The following is a 17558-nucleotide window of genomic DNA, read 5'->3' as shown; positions in this document are numbered from 1 at the left end:
AAGGAGTCGACCATGAGACTCAGCCACATCCCTCTCCGCCTGACCACAGGGGCATTCATCCTGAATGCCGGTTGGGGCAAACGCCATCTGGACAAGGACAGCGCGGCCGGGCTTCAGACCATGGCAGCCAGGGTCATTCCGCCGGTCAACAGAATCGACGCCGAGAAGTTCGGCAAGATCCTCAGCTACGCGGAAATGACCCTGGGGGCGGCACTGCTGACACCCTTCCTGCCCAGCCGCCTGGCCGGGATCGGTCTCGGGATCTTCTCCGGATCCCTGTTCACCATGTACCTGAAGACACCCGGCATGACGCTGGAGGACGGCATCCGCCCCAGCCCGCAGGGGACCGGGCTGGCCAAGGACATCTGGATGCTCGGCATCGCCGCCGCCCTCGTGCTGGACCGCAAGCCCACACGTGGAGATGCAACCCGGCAACCCGCGGCCATCCCGGACCGGAAGCGCCACAACAATGACTGAACACCCGGTGGACCAGGAGGCACTCACCCCGGCTATTACGCTCGGGCTCGATACCTTTGGTGATGTCCACACCGACAGCTCCGGGACGCGGCTTTCGGACGCCCGGACCATCCGGAATCTCGTCGACGAGGGCGTGCTCGCCGAGGCAACCGGTGTGGACTACTTCGGGATCGGCGAACACCATACCGAAAGCTTTCCGCTCTCGGCCGGCGACGTCGTTCTCGCCGCGGTCGCGGCCCGCACCTCACGCATCCGGCTTGGATCCGCGGTTACGGTCATCAGTTCCGATGACCCCGTTAGGATCTTCCAGCGCTATTCAACCCTGGACTCACTGTCCAACGGCCGCGCCGAAGTCATCCTCGGACGGGGATCAAGCACCGAGTCCTTCCCGCTGTTCGGGTACGACCTGCGAAACTATGACGAACTGTTTGAAGAGAAGGTCAACCTGTTCGCCGAGCTCCTCAAGGAAAAGCCCGTCACCTGGAGCGGCAATACCCGGGCAGCCCTGCACGGACTGACCATTTATCCCCGGACGGAATCGGGCCACCTCTCGACCTGGATCGGCGTCGGCGGCAGCCCGGAGTCGGTGGTGCGCGCCGCACGGTACGGCTTTGCCCTGATGATTGCCATCATCGGCGGCGAAACAGCACGCTTTGCACCGTTCGCGGGTCTGTTCCATCGGGCCCTGGCCGGGTTCGGCCAGCCCGGGCGCCCCGTCGGCGTGCATTCGCCCGGGCACGTTGCCGCCACCGATGACCAGGCGATCGAGGAGTTCTGGCCCCACTATGAGGCCGCGTTCGCTGAGGCCGCCCGGGTGCGCGGCTTCAGGCCTCCGACGATGCAGAGCTTCCTCCGGGACGTCGGCCCGGGGGGTGCACTCCATGTGGGCTCGCCCGAGACCGTGGCCCGAAAGATCACCGAGACGCTCAAAACCCTCGGGGCGAGCCGCTTTGACCTGAAGTACGGCATGCCCGGGGTGCCCCAGACCCAAATAATGACCGGCATCGAGCTCTTCGGCTCCCGCGTGGGTCCGTTAGTTCGCGACATGATGGCGTAGGCAGCCGAGCAGCGGACGGTCCCGGGGCAGCTGATCCGCAAAACCCCGGCCCGCCGAGAGTGAAACAACTATTGGGAAGGAGACTGCGCCTTCCGGCGCCGTTGCCCACGGCGCACGACAGGTCGGTGTCCGGACACGGAAGGACCTGCCATGGACGAGGTGGAGGCTCCCGGCGCCGGTAACGGGTGACCCGAGCTCCGGGTCGATGACTGGATTCAAACCCCGTGACACTGTGCACATGTGGACGCAGATTGTCGGCAAGATCCGCATGGCGCTCACTCCTATGCTGAACCACTGGTGGCACGTGACGCTGTACGTCACGCCGCGCGGACTGTCGACGTCGAAAATCCCCTACGGGGGAGGGGCATTCGACATCGAATTCGATTTCTGTGACCACCAGTTGCACATCCGCTCCAGCGAGGGAACTGCCCGGAGCATCGTCCTCGAACCCAAGTCGGTGGCCGCATTCCATGCGGAGGTTTTTGAGACCCTCGCCGGGCTCGGCATCCAGGCACCCATCCGTGCGGTCCCGAACGAGGTGGAACCGGCCATACCTTTCGCCGAAGACCATCAGCATGCCTCCTACGACCCGGGTGCCATCCGGATGTTCTGGCAGCAGTTAATCGAGGCGGACCGGGTCTTGAAAGTATTCAGTTCCCGCTTCAGGGGCAAGGCCAGCCCTGTCCACCTGTTCTGGGGAGGCATGGACCTGGCCTACGCGCGCTTCTCCGGACGCGTGGCGCCTGCTCACCCCGGTGGGGTTCCGAATTGTGCCGACTGGGTCATGGTGGAGGGCTATTCCCACGAGCTGAGCAGTTGCGGGTTCTGGCCCGGTGTGGGGGAGGAGGGGGCCTTCTATGCCTACACGTACCCAGAGCCGCCAGGCTACGCCGAGTATGTGAACGAAGCCGACGGCGTCGTATATCGCCAAAGCGACAGGCTGTACCTCTTTCCTTATGAAAACGTCCGCTCCGCGCCGGACCCCGACAGCAAGCTGTTGGGGTTCCTTCATGCCACCTACGAGGCGGCCGCGGAGACGGGACACTGGGACCGCGCGGGACTCGAGGTGGATCCGCACCGTTGGCGGCGGTGAGGTCACAACCGGCAGCAATGGTCCGGCAAACCCGCCTCGGTGACTCGCCCGGAAGCCGGGTCGGGACGTTCGGCCGAGGCACCAAGGGCCCGTCTGCACGGGCCCGCTGTCCTTCGTTGGGGGCTGTCTCCGAGGACGGGCCGGCTTGGAAGCCGGTTCAGGGCCTACCGGCACGCTGCGGAGATTTGCGGTGTCGCACCGGGACGGATGCTTCTGGTGACCGTCCATCCCTGGGATATTCACGGGGCAGCCCGGGCAGGGCTGCGCACGGCGTGGATTAACCGTAGCGGCGCCCCTTACCCTGCATATTTCCTGCCAAGCGGTTCGTGGGTTGCCGGACCGGGGTCTTTCCGCAGTTTGGAGCGGGTGTGGACTGAGAGCCACATTTGAACGTCTGGAGGATCCAGCCATGAACAAGCGTACCTACGGCGGTTTGGATGTCCATTCGCGCAGTGTGAAGGGCTGCGCGATCGATCGCGAGACCCGCGAGACTGTCGAAAGCCCGGCAGGGGTTCGGCTGATGAAAGCCTTACGGGGACGAACCCGATGAAAAGCGCCGGCCGCCCAAGACCGAAGTTGACGTGGTCACCCTCGGTGACACCACACTGGGCAGGTTCACCTTCGAGCCCCGGCTGGCGGTGGTCCGAGACGGTCAAGACCGTGGTCCACACGGACGGCTGCCAGAACAACCGCCTGTGGTTCTGCACCGCCGGAACATTAACAGTAGAGATGGAAGACGGAACCCGAGCCGCAGTTCGCGCCGGCGACGCCTGTTCAATCCCCGCCGGCCATGATGCCTGGGTCGAAAACGATGAGACGTTCGTGGGCTACGAAATCATGAGTGCGGCCACGTACGCCAACCTGCCTAGTCACCGGGCAACAAGAGCGCGAGCATCTGCTGGCTCACTGCGCTGGATGATGCTCGAGTGGCACCGGTGCAGCACCAACGCCCGGTTCATCGGCGCAAATAACACGGATAATACGCACAATTCGGCTACATGGGTGTTGCTCCGGTCAATCTTGTATGAAGGGCCGTCCGAAGATCGCCGACATCGCCGGTTCAGGCCTGCGGATCCCATACCGCTTCGCGCTCCTGCTACCGGGCGCCGCACGTTCCACACGTGTGTTCCGATTGACATGCAGACCGTGACGTCCGGGGAGGGGCGTTCAGCCCTGGAGGGCGTAGGCTTAAAACGAGGTTGAAAGTAGCGCCAGGCTGCCGACGCGGTCGTTCATGATTTCAGCGCGGACTCGTCGGCCCTTGCCCTTCGCGGAGATTCTGAGATGCCAGCCGCGACCGAACCGTCGCTGTTGCCGTCCCGCCCCTGGCCCGGCAACAAGCTCCGCCGAGGCGCGATAAAGTCCCCGTTATCCGGATCAGGACAGTAGGTTCCCGGCCGAATCCAACTGCCGGGAGCGGTTTCGGTTCGAACAAATCCACGGCCGGGCCGGCGGGGGAATTGCGGGAGGATCCCGCCGAGCCCTCAGATCAAGCAAAGCGCGGCAGGTACACGCTTCAGGCCCATGCCCGGCGGGGCATTAACCCTTGTGATCCGAACCAGTGTCTGAAAGGCAGGAATGGTTGAGATGCACATCAAGGAACAATGGAACCGGCTCGATCCAGTTACCCAGCAGTGGTTCATCGAGAATCCGGGATGCGTGATATTGCCACGCACGATCACGGCCGTTTTCAACAAGGAAACAGCCGAAAATGCCGCCTGCGACCAGCACGGCGGAACAGTACTCACCGACGAAGACCGGAACTTCATCCAAGCCAAAGCGCATCGGACGAAACCGGCAAATTCCGGCTACCGCTTCTTCGATGCCGTGGGGCACTGACCGCGTACATCAAACAAGGAAGCGCCCCGTCGCAGGGATCCATGGTGGCGGACCGCTCGCTTAGCCAGCCGGGCACGGGGCTGAATTTGTTGGAGGGTCGGGCTCCGTGACCAGGCGAGGGGCAGCGGTGCCATAAGGGGAGCGCGGGTGTCTATCAACGCTGGACAGTCGGGTCTGAGTCCGGTCCGGTCGGAGCTTTGGCGGCCACCACGATGACCGCCATGACCGGTGCACGCTGCGGTTGACTTCGGCTGGATCCAGATCCTGTGCGCCCCATCCAATGGTCGGGTTCGGTGGATACGCTGGCAGCGGCACAGCTTTGCACGCCTCGGACGACAGACAACGCCATGAGCACAACGGACAAGCCCCTGATCATCACCCTTGACCTCAGCGGCGCGGATGACTATGCAATTCTCGTCCACGCCCTGCAGGCCGCCACCGCTCATGCCGATGACCTGGCGGATAGAGAGGCGGATGTGAACCAGAGGCAATACTTTCTGGACCAGGCTGCAGCGGCCAATACCCTGCTGGAGCGGATAAGGTCCGCCGTGGACCGGTTCTACAACGGCGCCGGCACGGACCCGCGCCCGACGTGAGCCTGGAAGAAAAGAAGACGCCCTGTACATTCCTCGTGCGCACCGGACAGGCCCCCGGCTCTCGCGTTCTACGTCGTGTTCGTAGCTCCGGCCGGCTACTTCACCGATTGGGAAATGCCGGGGTGTCTCACCGGATAGCCCTGCAGCCGTCGGCGTGTGAGAGGCACACGGAATTGATGACCTCATCGAGGCTGACGTTCAACCCTGATCGTCGGCGTCAGCCGGAACATGCATCTGGACCTGTGCTCAAGCGCCATTGGTCATTAACCGGCTCGATTGGGGGTGGGAATTGAATCGGCATCCAGCGGCAGGAGGTGTCGTGGCGGCGGAGTCCACTCGCCGTGGCACGCCGTAGCGGTGCGAAAACCTGCCCCATACCCGGGGGACGTCAGCTGAATCCTGCTCTCTAATATCCTGCCTCCGGCGAACGCCCCAAGCGTGCCTGAGGCGACGTAGCATCAAGGTATGGGGGCAGCCAGGAGTGTGGCGAAATGTTTGAGCGATTTACGGACCGTGCCCGTCGCGTAGTGGTGCTTGCCCAGGAAGAGGCGCGCATACTGAACCACGGTTACATTGGTACCGAACACATCCTCTTGGGTCTGATCCATGAGGGTGAAGGTGTTGCCGCCAAAGCCCTTGAGTCCCTTGGCATTTCGCTCGACGGTGTCCGCGAGCAGGTGCAGGAGATCATCGGCCCGGGCCAGGAGTCCCCGTCCGGACACATCCCCTTCACCCCGCGCGCCAAGAAGGTCCTTGAGCTCTCGCTGCGCGAGGCCCTGCAGCTGGGCCACAACTACATCGGTACCGAGCACATCCTCCTCGGCCTCATACGGGAGGGCGAGGGGGTGGCCGCCCGGGTGCTCGTCAAGCTCGGCGCCGATCCGAGCATGGTCCGCCAGCAGGTCATCCAGCTCATCTCGGGTTACCAGGGCAAGGAGACCACAGGCCCCGGCCAGGATCACGTTGAAGCGATTCCCGCCGGTTCCGTGGTTCTGGACCAGTTCGGGCGCAGCCTGACCCAGGCGGCGCGCGAGAACAAGCTGGACCCCGTGATCGGGCGTGAATCCGAGATGGAACGCGTCATGCAGGTCCTGTCCCGGCGCACCAAGAACAACCCCGTGCTGATCGGCGAACCCGGCGTCGGCAAGACCGCCGTCGTCGAGGGCCTGGCCCAGGCGATCGTCCGGGGGGATGTCCCGGAGACGCTCAAGGACAAGCAGCTGTACACCCTGGACCTGGGCTCCGTGGTGGCCGGCTCCCGGTACCGCGGTGACTTTGAAGAGCGGCTGAAGAAGGTCCTCAAGGAGATCCGCACCCGCGGAAGTTCACCTTCGACGGCAGCGCCAAGCCCCGCATTCCGGACGCACTGCCCGCCGCGGGCTAAACGGAACCGCCGCTGGCCCCCGCCGGAGTGGGCTGATATCGGTGGCTTACCTCATTGTCCTGCAGGCTAAGGCTTTCCGGACTCTTTAGGATCCAGCCGGGGCGGTGCTACCTCGTGGGCAATGCGGCGGTGTGGCCGGGCGGACCGCGCCATTTTCAATCAGCCGGAACCGGCATGTTCAACCCGGGGGCGAGGGGTGCATCCGGAATCCGTGGCCGCCAAGGATGACGGGGAATACGACGACGAGGCCGGCTGCAAGGACCATTTCATCCGGATCGTTCCTACGTCCATCAGCGGCCGCCGCTTCACCGTCACACCACCGCCAACCTGGTGGAGCTCCCTGGATGACGCCACCCGACGGGTTGGAGTGACATCCCGGTCGCCTTCATAAGGGCTGAAGCCCGCGGGTCGTCGGTCCTCAGCCGGACTTTGCACGATCGGCTGCTGCGGTAACTGCGCCGGAGAGCGAGGCAACTTCCGGATTCACAGGGGTGCTAGGGGAAATGAATCAACTCGGTCAGAGACAGCGGCAAGTCTCGAGAATCCCGGCCGGGAACAGGCCGGCGAATTGAAGCAGCGCGATCGGCCGGCTGCTGCGGCGTAGTCGCTTAGGTCAAATGGGAGTAGATTTGCAGATGCCCACAGAACAAGGGAGTTTCCATGGGTGACGTGTGGATTCGTACCGCCGACCAGGGCCTGATTCGGGCCGCCAAAGTCACTGAAATTAGAACTTCTCGTGGATCGGTCCACGAGGAGACGGGATATGCGGTAACGGTGGTCGCGGGAGGTAAGGCTTTCCATGTTATCGACAACAGCGAGCTCGTCGGAGCGCAGGCTGAAAGGCTTGACTATGCACGGCGGCTGCAGGATGCGTTGTTGCTGGCCATGGATACGGCCCGCGGCGCCGAGGGGCCGATGGTGATTAGCTACGAGAAGGACAGGGAAGGCTGGATGCTTACACCGGCGTCTGATTTGGCCCGCGATTTCCCGCCCTGAGTACGCGAAGGACTAGCCATCCCAGGGGCAGTGCGAATTCTCCGGCCGCCGACTGCGATCCCGACTAGAGAAGAAGCGCCAGTCCGACCGAGGCCGCAACGCCGCAACCGCGAGCCTGGCGACTGTGGCCACGGCCCGAGCCGTCGCCGCCGGGCAGCTCCGGCTGAGGGAAGGCGTGGCGCTTGAGGCCGTCACGGAGGGTGCGGGCTCCGGGGGCTAGGTTCGGACCGTGGGGACCTGCCGCGGCGGTCCTTTCGTAGCGTTGCTCATCGGTTGCGGGCTGCTAGTGGACCACGGTGGCGGCGAAGACCTGCTGGAGGCGCGAAGGCGGGGGTCTCGATTCTTGAGGATGTCATGGACCCATCATGCAACCTTCACACCTATGGGAAGGTCAAGTCCAGCCGCGTAGGTGGCGAGGTTAACTTGCGGTCTTCTCCGCGACAACACCCAAGGCTGAGTCCATGGCCTTGATGTACCGGGTGATGGAGTCACGGTTTTGGACGAGTATGTCGATCTTCTGGGTCATCCGGTCACGCTCCTGAAGAAGTACCTCTCGCAGTTCTGGGTGCGGGTCGGTGACCACGATAGTCTGCGGTCGATCCAGGCAGGGCAGGATGTCCCCTATGATCCGGGTCGATATGCCTGCGTCGATCAGGCCACGGATCTTGCCGACGCGGTCAACGAGATGTTCGTCATATGACCGGTAGCCGTTATCGAGGCGGCGAGGGGTCACCAGGCCCTGTTCCTCGTAATACCGCAGCATCCGGGCCGGAACACCTGACCGTTTGGATAGCTCACCAATGCGCATAGGGGCCCTCCTTCGTGAACGCGAATTGACCTTCACACTAATGGAAGGGTTCAGAATGGAGCTAATTACAAGCTCAATGAAGGGATTCACATGAAGATCGGCATCCTCGGAGCAGGATCCATCGGCGCGACACTGGCCCGCAAGCTTAGTGGAGCCGGACACGAGGTCAAGGTCGCCAACTCCCGTGGTCCGGAGACCATCAACCCCGAGATCGTGGCAGCAGGAGCCCGGGCAGTAGAGGCCGCCGATGTTGTCACCGACGTCGACGCCCTCATTATCTCCGTGCCACTGAGTCGTATCCCCGCGATCAAACCCCTTATCGCCAACCTTCCAGCCGATGCAGTCATCGTCGATACCTCGAACTACTACCCCATGCGTGATGGACAGGTGCAGGCACTCGATGACGGGCAAGTCGAGAGCGTATGGATCACCGAGCAGCTCGGACGTCCCGTGGCCAAGGCCTGGAACGCCGTCGGGGCTGGGTCGTTCGAAGCCAAGGGCAAAGCAGCAGGCGACCCCGATCGCATCGCAATCCCCATTGCCGCGGACCGCGAGGCGGACAAGGCAGTAGCAGTGAGCCTGGTGGAGGACACCGGGTTCGACGCTTTCGACGCGGGGTCCCTTGCCGATTCCTGGCGCCAGCAGCCGGGAGCTCCCGCTTACTGCACCGATCTCACGCGCCAGGAAATCCCTGAAGCTCTTGCAGCCGCCAAGAAGGATCGGATCTCGCAGCGGAGGGACCTGGCGATGGCCGCAATCTCGGAAAAGCTCGAGACCGGTGCGACCCTCACCTCCGACGACGTCGTCGAACTCAACCGAGCCATCTACATCTAACCACTGGTTCGTGCCACCCGACCAAGGAACCGAGACCCCGCACGTCATGCTTTGCAAGCCACAGCGGCCTGGGCCCCTGTGGCTTGGTGATTGCGTGCGAGGGCGTGGAGGTTGGTTAGGGCGAGTGTTCTTCAAGGGCGCGGCCCTTGGTCTCGATGGCGAAGACGATGGTGATGAGGCCTCCGATGAGGGCCGCTGCGGCAAACACGGTGAAGACGTAGCTGATGCCGAAGTTGTCGACGATCCATCCGACGAGGAGCGGTCCGATGGCGGATTCTGCGCGGAGCCAAGCGCTTCCGAAGCCCGTGCCGCTGGCGGCGGCTCGTCGGTCTAGACGAGGCCTGGTGTGTTGTTCCGGCGTTTTTCGGCGATACGGGCAATGGCCGCCACCCCGCTGCGGAGGGCGATGGCCATGATGAATGCCGTTGCCAGGGCGAGGGCGATCCAGGCATAGGTTTCGCGGCCCGGGAGGTTCGCTGCGGCGAACCAGCGGACGGCGTAGTTTGCAGTGGTGGCCACAGGAAAGGTGAAGACCCAGAAGAGGGGGCTAAAGGGGAGCCTGCGGTACTCGCCGATGAGGAACAGTTGCATGAGCAGCATGATGATCAGCACTCCGGTGAGGCCGAGCTGCAGCGCTCCCATGGGTCCCGGGTGTGAAACCATCCAGGCGACGCTTGCGGTTGCTGGCGCGGCGAGGTAGGCCGACAGACCGGTCTTGGCCGCCGGGGGGAGAGCGCCTGCGGTCATCAGCCGGACTGTGACGACGGTTCCGACGACGAGCCAGAAGAAGGCGCCGATGCCGAAGGCGGCCAGCGCCGCGTCGTGGGCGTGGATGCTGGAGAATCCGATGCTGGCGACGAAGGATCCGGCCACGACGGGCAGGAAGTAGCCGGGGTGAATGGCTTGCATTGAAACTCCGCCGGTAATCCAGTGGGCGAAGAGCTGGGTGGCCACGACGGTAAGGGCGGCGATGAACGCAACGCATACCCACATGCCTAGTGCGGGAAGGTATTCGCTGTAGTGGGCTGAGAGCAGGATCCCCACCAGGGGGATGAAGGATGCAAACGGGCCGGCTATCTGGTGCCGGAGATCGGCGCGGAAGGCTCCTTTGCGTCGCAGGCCGCGCAGCAGATAGACCGTGGTCAGGATGAGCCAGATGGCACTGGCCGCTCCGTAGAGGACTTCCTCCGGCCAGGCCGGCGCCCCGAGGGTGGCCCGGGCCGCGGACCATCCGGCGCCCAATCCGGCGAGGCCCAGCGGAACACCGAAGAGGCTCAACGGCAGCATGCCCGACGGGGCGGCGGGCGAAGGGTCGGCGGGTGATGGTGGGCCCGGTGAGGGGGCGTCCGGGCCGGCCGTTGCCGGCCCGGTCCTGATGTCGGTAACAGTCATTCCGTACTCCTCGGAGCTGGGGTCGTCAGTGGGTCGTGGGATCGCGGTGCGGTGATCGGCAGGGATTGCTTCATCCCGTTGGTGGCGTAGAATCACGGTACAAGCTTTCTTTAAGAAAGTAAATAAACTTGCTTCAAGAAAGTAAGCACCTCTTTGGAAAGGAATCCTGATGCCGCTTCGCACTAGCTGGTCGGAAGACAAGTGCCCCATCGCCCGGGCCGCCGACGTCCTGGGGGATCCGTGGTCCCTGCTGGTGCTGCGGGAGGTGTTCCTGGGCAACAACCGGTTCGACGGCATGAAGAAGGAACTGCGGGTCGCCGACAATGTCCTCAGCGAACGCCTCCGGCGCCTGGTCGGGGCGGGTGTTCTGACCGCCGAGCCTTACAGCGCGGGAACCAGCCCCCGGAATGAGTACCGCCTCACGGCAGCCGGGACCGACGCGCTGCCCGTCCTGCATGCGCTCACAGTGTGGGCGCAGAGGCACACGCAGTCGCCGGGCGGAAAATCAATGCGTATTATCTGCACGACCTGTGGAACCGAGTCCGCCTCCGGTGCCTGGTGCCAAACATGCGGGGCGGAACTCACGGTCGCAACCACCGCCTGGGCTCATCCGAAGTCCAGTGAAAACCTCATCGAGCTGGCCCGTGCAGGCATACCACAAAAGACCAGCGACTGAAGTCGGGGTGGCCCGGCCAGTGGGCCGCTCGGTTAATGCGCCTCAGGCACTTCACGCCGTCGATGTGGATCTGCCCGACGGTCGGGGAGAAACACTTCCCTGCGGGCAAAAAACAACTGTGAGTCTTACGGTGGCTGGTCTGGGACTAGCTGGCAGTGTTGATGCCGGTCGTTCTGTCAGGCGCGTGGCTCGAAAAAACAATTGCCCCTTGAGGGTGAATTCCCCCCGACTTGTCCGCGCTGGGTGGAGCGGCCGGCGTTGACCTGTTTCACGTAGGTGGCTTGATTAGAAGCTTGCCCAGCCCCTGAGGTTGTGGCTCATCACAGTATTGCCTCGAGGTGACTCTTCCCAGGTCCAGTGCCGGTCGTGATGCGACCAGTCTTGCCCGTTCGAAAGGAAGTAGGGTGGCCGCGTTGACTATCGTTGCGCAGACTCGCCCGTTCGTAATCGGCGTGGACTGTCACGCCCGCACACACACTTACGCCATCATCGAGGCCGGTACCAAGCGACAGGTCGCGTGCGAGCAGTTCCCGACCACCTCGGCAGGGATTTCCCGCGCACTTGCCTGGGTAGGCCGACGGACAGAGGGCGATATGGCCTGTCTATGGGCCGTTGAGGGTATCGGCTCTTATGGTGCACGTCTGGCCCGGGCAGTAGCCGACGCCGGCTACGACGTCGCCGAAGCTCCACGGATGAACGCTCGAGGGCGCCGGGCGATCGGCAAATCCGACCCGCTGGACGCCGCCGCCATCGGAACCGCTGTCATCGGCTTAGAGGAGTCCCAGCTCCGAGTTCCGCGACGGGATGAAGGAACCCGTGCCGGACTCAGGATCCTGAGTGCAGCCCGGGATCAGTTGACCCGGGAACGAACAGTTAATATCAATGCACTCATCGCCTTACTCCGGGCACATGATCTGGGAATCGACGCTCGTAAACCTCTGGTTCCCGCCCAGATCGCCACGATCACCAGATGGCGGGAACGACAGGAGCAGATGGAACTATCGATCGCGCGCGAGGAAGCAGTTCGGTTGGCGCGTCGCGTTCTTGAAGTGACCACTCAGCTGACTGCGAACCAGAAGCGCATGACAGAGCTGATCCAGCAAAGCCCCGCGGCGCCGCTGTTAGAGATGGTGGGCGTCGGGGCTGGTCGCTGCTGTCCTGACAGCTTGGTCGCATCCAGGCAGGGTTCGCGGCGAAGCTGCCTTCGCCGCACTGGCAGGGGTGAATCCCTTGCCAGCCTCAAGCGGTAACACTGTCCGGCACAGGCTTAACCGGGGCGGTGATAGGCGCCTCAACCGAGCCTTGCACACCATCACTATGACCCGGATGACCCACGACCCCGGAACACGGGACCACGTCGCCAAACGCACCCAAGAAGGCCGTAGCTACCGGGAGATCCGCAGATCCCTGAAGCGCTACGTCGCCCGAACACTCTACCGCCAACTCAACACCCTTTACGCCACCGCGGAACCGGCTCGATCCCATGCTGCAGGGGCAGACCCTTGCCGGGAATCGGAGCACGCCGTCAGCTAGGAGTTCTGGTTCTCGAGGTGGTCGGGTGAGCCCCTGAATTGCCTCGCTGCACCAAGGCACGGACCTCGCTGCGCTCGTCCCGTTGGGCGAGCCCGCCGGCTCCGCAGAGCTCCGCCGTCGACCACGCCTGCTCTGCTGATGGCGTCTTTTGCCGGTGTCCTTATGGTGTTGACGGGTGGTTCCGTGGCCGTTGTAGGGTCGTGGCTACCCGGGGGAGGCGGGTATGGCTTTGTTGTTGGCTATCGTTCCCGGTTCGGTTAGTCAGCAGCGGAAGTTGGCAACTGGGACTTGGGACAAGGCCTTGTCGTGTGGTGTTAGCTGCTCCGCAGTGCAGTCAGTTAGAGGTCGCATGGCGTACCCCAGACATGCGGAGCGCGGACCAGGTTCTTCAGAAGAACCGATCTCCAATGACTTTCAGGGTCCTCTAGGCGTCGATCGGCCGAATCTGCATCATTAGCCCGAAGAGGTCTGGGAGACCGTGCTCTTCGATGATTTGACCGTTTGTGAATCGATAGATGTTCATTGCCTGCGTTTGGATCGGTTTGCCTGTTGCAGATACGCCGAGGAAGTCCCCTCGGTGTGTGCCACGCAGGATGAACCGTGCAGCTACCGTGTTTCCTTGAATGATGGTTTCCTCCAGTGACCACTGGACGTCGGGAAACGCCTGTCGCATTATCCCGATGATTTCGAGATAGCCGCTTGGACCCTGCACCGGCTCGGGCAGAAAGGGCACGTGGAACGTGGCCGACGGTGAGATGATCTCATCACCAATCTTTTCGTCGGCTGAATTGATGAATTCAACGAAACGGTCCATGCGTCCACGTAGTTCTTCAGTCATTTGCTGCTTCCTTTACATCTCTAGTTGGCTACGGCATACACCGCTGGTTAGTGGCTATTGGATGATGACCCCAGGCTCGCGCAAGCACGTCAGCTCGGTCGCTCTGCAGCCGCTGCCGAGCGGCTGGCATTTCGCAGTCGGCCCAGCAGTTCCACGAGATCATCCGTTTTCTGCTCGGTAAGCACAGGATTCAGCCGCAGATCCAGCTCGGCTTCAACCGTCTTCCTCGCCCGTTCCAGCAACATGCGCCCGTCCGCCGTTAGCTCGATGAGGGAGGACCGGCGATCGACTGGGTTATTTCTCCGACGGCAATATCCGGCCTCTTCAATCCGGTCAATGAGCTTGCTCGTGCCTCCGATGGTAATCGCAAGAGCCGAAGCCACATCGAAAACCCGGCACGCACCTAGGCGATCGACGACGGCCATCGGTTCAAATCTGCTCATCGGGAGGCCATGTTCTTTGCGCAGACTGCTATCGAGTGCGTCCCACAGCTCGGTTTCCAATCGAGTCAGTTCGCTGAAGAGAGGGTATAGAGACCAGGTTTCGACGCCCTTGTTCATAAAAGGAGTCTAACACTTTGTTTCCATGGAACCTAATTCCAAGGAAGCTAATAAAGATGCCTTGACGGGTCCGCGTCGGGAAGCGATGCGCCGGTATCCGGCGGAGAAGTAGGTGCCGACGGACCTTGCCGCGGACAATGGCGATGCCCAGGGCGCCTTCCGACGGCCCGGACAACCTCCCAGCCACCGGCCACCGGCCGGGACGCCGGAGCGGCACACCAATATCCGTTGACAACATCGTTGAGATTCCTTCGGATTATGCGCCCCCGCTCCGCAGTGTCTAGCCCTCCTTCGTCGGGCCTGCGGTCGGGAACTTCTGTTCGGCGCTCCTTCGTCGCTGAGTTCCTCATAGATTTTCCCTCTCTCCGCCTTCGGTAGACACCGCTGCGTCGGAGGCAGCTCGCGAGCTCGCCACCGACAAAACAACGACGAGGGGAGGGGCAAGCCGGTTGGTCAGCGCCCGCAGCCGTTTCCAGCCGCTTGACAGACATAGAAGCGTCGGGGTGCCCTATGGTCTTCGTCAAGACGTATGGGGGCATGTCGCACCCTCGACCGGGGCACGCCTGGGACGATGGGGCCCGGCGTCGAGCGCACGGCCGTTGATCCGGCCGGTCATGTGCGTCTGCACACCCGGGGTTGATTGCCCAGGTGTCGCCTTCGAGGCGATAAATGCTCGTTACCCGCAGATCAAATGGCGATATTTTGTCGCCTCCTCCGACCTTGGCCTGCCAGTGTTCTATGTCCAGGAAGCAGGCGAGATCGGTAGTGACGTGCTTGGTGAGGGCATCAAAAGCCGTGACGCGCCCATCTTTGAACCGTGCCGCCGCTGAATCGAGGGCCTCTGATACTCGAAGGGAGGGGGGAGGCTACGCCTGGGCGGTGCCGTTGTATTCGTCGTCGGTGATGTGCTCGCGCCAGGTGGTGGTCTTGGCGGGGTCCTCGCCGTTCTGAAGCATGGCGATGTGTTCCATGAAGCAGCCGGGGGCGGCAGCGTGCCAGTGCTCCTCGCCGGGCGCGGTGTAAAGCGTCTGGCCGGGGTGGACCTCGATGGTCGTGCCGTCGCGGCCGCCGAAGCGTGCGACGCCCTGGGTGACCCGAAGGTACTGGCCGTGCTCGTGGGAGTGCCAGGCGGTGCGTGCTCCGGGCGCGAAGCGGACGGTAGCGACGACCATCGTCTGGTCGGACTCGTGGGGCAGCGCGATCGGGTCGAGCCAGACGTCGCCGGCGAACTGGGCCGCCGGGTTTTTCGAGGTGGGCGCGGAGGGTTCGATGTTCATGATTTTCCTTACTTGTTGTCTGTGATCCAGGGGAAGACCACCAGGACAAACCGCATGGCCACGAACAGCAACGGCGGAACGTCGCGCCGGCGTCGCCGTTGATGGTGGACCCGAGCGGGATGAGAACCAGGGAACGGACGATTTTGGCGGAGACCTCGGCCGCAGGATGGCCAGGAGGGCCAGGTCGGCCCCACTGCCGTGGGCCCCGCCGCAAAAATCGAACGTCAGCGCCACCCCGGCGGCCAAGGAGGGCAACCGGGTCAACACCCCGGGTGCTTCCAGTCCCCAGTACTTCGCAGCGTGCCCGGCATAAGTCGCCGTCACCTCGTCCCGGGTCAACGTTGCCCCCGGCCGCGCGGGGAGATCCACGGGAGGCCGAGCTGCCGCATCCGGCCTGGTCGCGGCAGTCTCGGGCGTTCCGGCGGTCCCGGGCCCGGTTCCTTGGCGATCGGGCGCGCAGCCAGTCAGTGCCAGGGTGGCGGCGGTCAAAATAAATGACCTCCGGTCCGGGGCCCTGCCACAGAAAATGTTCCGATCTCTTCACAGTGAAACCACCGAGGCCGAAGGGACGCGAGTTCTGCGTTACACCTCTTGTTCGCTCTTAGGTCTTTTTCTCACGCTTCGCTGCCAGCCGCCTCATTGAGCGTTCGGGCCCGACTCTCTCCGTGGCCTCACACCGAGAGTTTTGAACGCGCGTGCGTTCCTCGCCGACCTTGCATCGGCCGGCCGAGAAGCCGCTGTAGCCGGAATCGAGCCTCATCCTGCTCAGTCGTGCGTAGGACCCCGCGTCCTCATCGCTCCGCAAGGAGGTGCTGGGCGCCATCGGCATCGAAGGTCGGAGTTCGCTGCCCGACGATGGTTGGATCCGACAACCGGCAGTGGCGGTCGAGGAGTGAGCGTGAGACACTCGCCGACCCCAAAGCACTCTCGGCATGCGCACCCCGGCCGCATTGGCCGCGCACGCGACCTCTCAGATCGACCAGGGCGGGCTGAAAGTGGATTGCGAGAGGAACTGCCAGCACTCAAACTGGACCACAAGCAGACCGCCGGACGGCGACCTGAATCGACGGCTTCACCCACGGAAAGGACAACACGATGGATCCGACCAGGGCGGCACTCGAGGCACACTGGCGCACATCGGAAAGCGGGGATAGCGAAGCCGAACACGCTATCTATTCCGACGACGCGATCCTCGACTATCCCCAGTCGGGTGAACGCTTTCGAGGTCGAACGACAATTGCGGCGCAACGTGGTGGACACCCTGCCGAGAGGCATTTCACGGTACTGCGGATCGCCGGAAGCGGGAATCTGTGGGTGAGCGAGTGCATCATCACGTATGACGGCGTGCCGACATACTCGGTGTCCGTCATGCAATTCGCTCAAGAGAAGGTAGTGCATGAGACGCAGTACTTCGCCGACACCTTTGGCGCCCCCGCATGGCGGATAGCAATCGCAGAGCCGATGCCGGGCCGGCAGATCGAAAGGGCATGATTCCGACCGGAGGGACGAGTAATGCGGCCGCAATCGACCCGAAGCACGTCCTGATCATCGGAGCCGGACCGGGCCTCGGGGCCGCTGTGGCCCGTCGCTATGCCAGAGGAGGGTTCCGAATCACGCTCGTCGCGCGCCATGAGGAGTCCCTTGCCGCTCTCGCCGACGAATTGCGCGCTTCCGGCGCCAACGTCGACACCGTGCTCGCCGACGCCGCCGACCAGGAGTCGTTCCGTCTACGGCTGCAAGCCATCGCACAGATCGACGCCCCAGGAATCGTGGTCTACAACGCTGCCCTGATCGCAAGAGACAGTATCCTGGCCACGGACGCCGAGTATCTGATGACCGCGTACAACGTCGACGTGCTCGGCGCCATCACTGCTGCGCAGGTTCTCACGCCGGCGATGGCACAGGCCCGCACCGGCACGTTCCTGACGACGAACAGCTGGCTCAGCCACGACCCGCAGCCCGAGCATGCGACCCTCTCGATCGGAAAGACCGCCCTGCGCGCGGTGACCCATTTGTTGCACGACGAGCTGGCCCGGCAGAACGTGCACGTCACCGGGGTCACCATCGCCGGAGACATCGCGGATGGAACAGCGTTCGCGCCGGAACTGATCGCCGAAGCCTACTGGCGGCTTCACTCTCAGCCGGCATCGGAGTGGAGCCCAGAGGCTGTCTTCGACGGCAACTGATCAGCGTCGCCG

17 protein-coding genes and 2 pseudogenes are annotated in these 17558 nt (G+C 63.4%); 13 read left to right on the top strand and 6 right to left on the bottom strand.

Translation table 11 applies throughout. The annotated features are described in order from the left end of the window. The first annotated feature begins 12 nt into the window (after positions 1-12). The 8 genes and pseudogenes from BLQ10_RS18520 (at position 13) to BLQ10_RS18480 (ending at position 7442) form a co-directional block, all read left to right on the top strand. A complete protein-coding gene (locus tag BLQ10_RS18520) occupies positions 13-477 on the top strand; it encodes a hypothetical protein (RefSeq protein ID WP_254785662.1) in 465 nt (154 codons plus the stop codon). Next, positions 470-1534 (top strand): LLM class flavin-dependent oxidoreductase, encoded by a 1065-nt coding sequence (locus BLQ10_RS18515; protein WP_091564491.1) that lies wholly within the window; start codon positions 470-472, stop codon positions 1532-1534. The genes BLQ10_RS18520 and BLQ10_RS18515 overlap by 8 nt, the downstream gene beginning before the upstream one ends. 238 nt (positions 1535-1772) lie before the next feature. Then, complete coding sequence (locus BLQ10_RS18510) at positions 1773-2627, top strand: DUF5996 family protein (RefSeq protein ID WP_254785661.1); 855 nt, start codon at positions 1773-1775, stop codon at positions 2625-2627. A 409-nt stretch (positions 2628-3036) separates the two neighbouring features. Next, the gene (locus tag BLQ10_RS22480; protein ID WP_175558690.1) at positions 3037-3177 is read left to right on the top strand and encodes a hypothetical protein; all 141 of its coding nucleotides are present in this window, start codon (positions 3037-3039) and stop codon (positions 3175-3177) included. A gap of 1037 nt (positions 3178-4214) precedes the next feature. Beyond that, positions 4215-4466: a hypothetical protein gene (locus BLQ10_RS18500; RefSeq protein WP_091564490.1), complete on the top strand. Its 252-nt coding sequence runs from the start codon at positions 4215-4217 to the stop codon at positions 4464-4466. A 347-nt stretch (positions 4467-4813) separates the two neighbouring features. Then, positions 4814-5062 (top strand): hypothetical protein, encoded by a 249-nt coding sequence (locus BLQ10_RS18495; RefSeq protein WP_091564489.1) that lies wholly within the window; start codon positions 4814-4816, stop codon positions 5060-5062. Between the two features lie 491 nt (positions 5063-5553). Continuing rightward, positions 5554-6384 (top strand): annotated as a pseudogene (locus BLQ10_RS18490) (Clp protease N-terminal domain-containing protein); the annotation flags it as partial. Positions 6385-7106: 722 nt separating this feature from the next. Beyond that, positions 7107-7442, top strand: coding sequence for a hypothetical protein (locus BLQ10_RS18480; RefSeq protein ID WP_091564487.1), 336 nt, complete (start codon positions 7107-7109; stop codon positions 7440-7442). A 418-nt stretch (positions 7443-7860) separates the two neighbouring features. Here the strand turns inward: BLQ10_RS18480 and BLQ10_RS18475 are convergent, their stop codons facing one another. Further along, entirely contained in the window at positions 7861-8250 is a 390-nt protein-coding gene (locus BLQ10_RS18475) for a MerR family transcriptional regulator (protein ID WP_091564486.1), read from the bottom strand. Positions 8251-8274: 24 nt separating this feature from the next. On the opposite strand from BLQ10_RS18475, the gene BLQ10_RS18470 reads away from it, so the two are divergent. Next, the gene (locus BLQ10_RS18470; protein WP_091564485.1) at positions 8275-9084 is read left to right on the top strand and encodes an NADPH-dependent F420 reductase; all 810 of its coding nucleotides are present in this window, start codon (positions 8275-8277) and stop codon (positions 9082-9084) included. A gap of 115 nt (positions 9085-9199) precedes the next feature. Here the strand turns inward: BLQ10_RS18470 and BLQ10_RS22985 are convergent, their stop codons facing one another. Together BLQ10_RS22985 and BLQ10_RS18460 are read right to left on the bottom strand one after the other, a co-directional pair. Next, a complete protein-coding gene (locus tag BLQ10_RS22985) occupies positions 9200-9505 on the bottom strand; it encodes an MFS transporter (RefSeq protein ID WP_302847340.1) in 306 nt (101 codons plus the stop codon). Beyond that, the gene (locus BLQ10_RS18460) at positions 9415-10476 is read right to left on the bottom strand and encodes an SLAC1 family transporter (protein WP_091564484.1); all 1062 of its coding nucleotides are present in this window, start codon (positions 10474-10476) and stop codon (positions 9415-9417) included. Before BLQ10_RS18460 ends, BLQ10_RS22985 begins: the two co-directional genes overlap by 91 nt. A gap of 169 nt (positions 10477-10645) precedes the next feature. On the opposite strand from BLQ10_RS18460, the gene BLQ10_RS18455 reads away from it, so the two are divergent. Further along, positions 10646-11152, top strand: coding sequence for a winged helix-turn-helix transcriptional regulator (locus tag BLQ10_RS18455; protein WP_091564483.1), 507 nt, complete (start codon positions 10646-10648; stop codon positions 11150-11152). A gap of 413 nt (positions 11153-11565) precedes the next feature. Further along, positions 11566-12685: pseudogene (locus BLQ10_RS18450) on the top strand (IS110 family transposase). A 424-nt stretch (positions 12686-13109) separates the two neighbouring features. Here BLQ10_RS18450 and BLQ10_RS18445 read toward each other — a convergent pair. The 3 genes from BLQ10_RS18445 to BLQ10_RS18435 all read right to left on the bottom strand — a co-directional run bounded on the left by BLQ10_RS18445 (position 13110) and on the right by BLQ10_RS18435 (position 15360). Continuing rightward, on the bottom strand, positions 13110-13523 hold the full coding sequence (locus BLQ10_RS18445; RefSeq protein WP_091564482.1) for an ester cyclase: 414 nt from the start codon (positions 13521-13523) through the stop codon (positions 13110-13112). Positions 13524-13612: 89 nt separating this feature from the next. Beyond that, on the bottom strand, positions 13613-14083 hold the full coding sequence (locus tag BLQ10_RS18440; RefSeq protein ID WP_091564481.1) for a MarR family winged helix-turn-helix transcriptional regulator: 471 nt from the start codon (positions 14081-14083) through the stop codon (positions 13613-13615). A gap of 866 nt (positions 14084-14949) precedes the next feature. Further along, complete coding sequence (locus BLQ10_RS18435) at positions 14950-15360, bottom strand: cupin domain-containing protein (RefSeq protein WP_091564480.1); 411 nt, start codon at positions 15358-15360, stop codon at positions 14950-14952. 1095 nt (positions 15361-16455) lie between these two features. On the opposite strand from BLQ10_RS18435, the gene BLQ10_RS18430 reads away from it, so the two are divergent. Together BLQ10_RS18430 and BLQ10_RS18425 are read left to right on the top strand one after the other, a co-directional pair. After that, on the top strand, positions 16456-16851 hold the full coding sequence (locus tag BLQ10_RS18430; protein WP_090581715.1) for a nuclear transport factor 2 family protein: 396 nt from the start codon (positions 16456-16458) through the stop codon (positions 16849-16851). Continuing rightward, positions 16848-17546: an SDR family NAD(P)-dependent oxidoreductase gene (locus tag BLQ10_RS18425; RefSeq protein ID WP_175558689.1), complete on the top strand. Its 699-nt coding sequence runs from the start codon at positions 16848-16850 to the stop codon at positions 17544-17546. The genes BLQ10_RS18430 and BLQ10_RS18425 overlap by 4 nt, the downstream gene beginning before the upstream one ends. The last annotated feature ends 12 nt before the right edge of the window (positions 17547-17558 follow it).

It is taken from the genome of Arthrobacter sp. ok362 (assembly GCF_900102785.1).
GTDB lineage: Bacteria > Actinomycetota > Actinomycetes > Actinomycetales > Micrococcaceae > Arthrobacter.
The sequence above is the reverse complement of the archived record's forward strand: the minus strand, read 5'-3'. Positions and strand labels throughout refer to the sequence as shown.

Bases quoted from the DNA above. Each gene is read 5' to 3' on its own strand.
- BLQ10_RS18520 (WP_254785662.1), top strand. From the start codon at position 13: ATGAGACTCAGCCACATCCCTCTCCGCCTGACCACAGGGGCATTCATC.
- BLQ10_RS18515 (WP_091564491.1), top strand. From the start codon at position 470: ATGACTGAACACCCGGTGGACCAGGAGGCACTCACCCCGGCTATTACG.
- BLQ10_RS18510 (WP_254785661.1), top strand. From the start codon at position 1,773: ATGTGGACGCAGATTGTCGGCAAGATCCGCATGGCGCTCACTCCTATG.
- BLQ10_RS22480 (WP_175558690.1), top strand. From the start codon at position 3,037: ATGAACAAGCGTACCTACGGCGGTTTGGATGTCCATTCGCGCAGTGTG.
- BLQ10_RS18500 (WP_091564490.1), top strand. From the start codon at position 4,215: ATGCACATCAAGGAACAATGGAACCGGCTCGATCCAGTTACCCAGCAG.
- BLQ10_RS18495 (WP_091564489.1), top strand. From the start codon at position 4,814: ATGAGCACAACGGACAAGCCCCTGATCATCACCCTTGACCTCAGCGGC.
- BLQ10_RS18480 (WP_091564487.1), top strand. From the start codon at position 7,107: ATGGGTGACGTGTGGATTCGTACCGCCGACCAGGGCCTGATTCGGGCC.
- BLQ10_RS18475 (WP_091564486.1), bottom strand. From the start codon at position 8,250: ATGCGCATTGGTGAGCTATCCAAACGGTCAGGTGTTCCGGCCCGGATG.
- BLQ10_RS18460 (WP_091564484.1), bottom strand. From the start codon at position 10,476: ATGACTGTTACCGACATCAGGACCGGGCCGGCAACGGCCGGCCCGGAC.
- BLQ10_RS18455 (WP_091564483.1), top strand. From the start codon at position 10,646: ATGCCGCTTCGCACTAGCTGGTCGGAAGACAAGTGCCCCATCGCCCGG.
- BLQ10_RS18445 (WP_091564482.1), bottom strand. From the start codon at position 13,523: ATGACTGAAGAACTACGTGGACGCATGGACCGTTTCGTTGAATTCATC.
- BLQ10_RS18440 (WP_091564481.1), bottom strand. From the start codon at position 14,083: ATGAACAAGGGCGTCGAAACCTGGTCTCTATACCCTCTCTTCAGCGAA.
- BLQ10_RS18435 (WP_091564480.1), bottom strand. From the start codon at position 15,360: ATGAACATCGAACCCTCCGCGCCCACCTCGAAAAACCCGGCGGCCCAG.
- BLQ10_RS18430 (WP_090581715.1), top strand. From the start codon at position 16,456: ATGGATCCGACCAGGGCGGCACTCGAGGCACACTGGCGCACATCGGAA.
- BLQ10_RS18425 (WP_175558689.1), top strand. From the start codon at position 16,848: ATGATTCCGACCGGAGGGACGAGTAATGCGGCCGCAATCGACCCGAAG.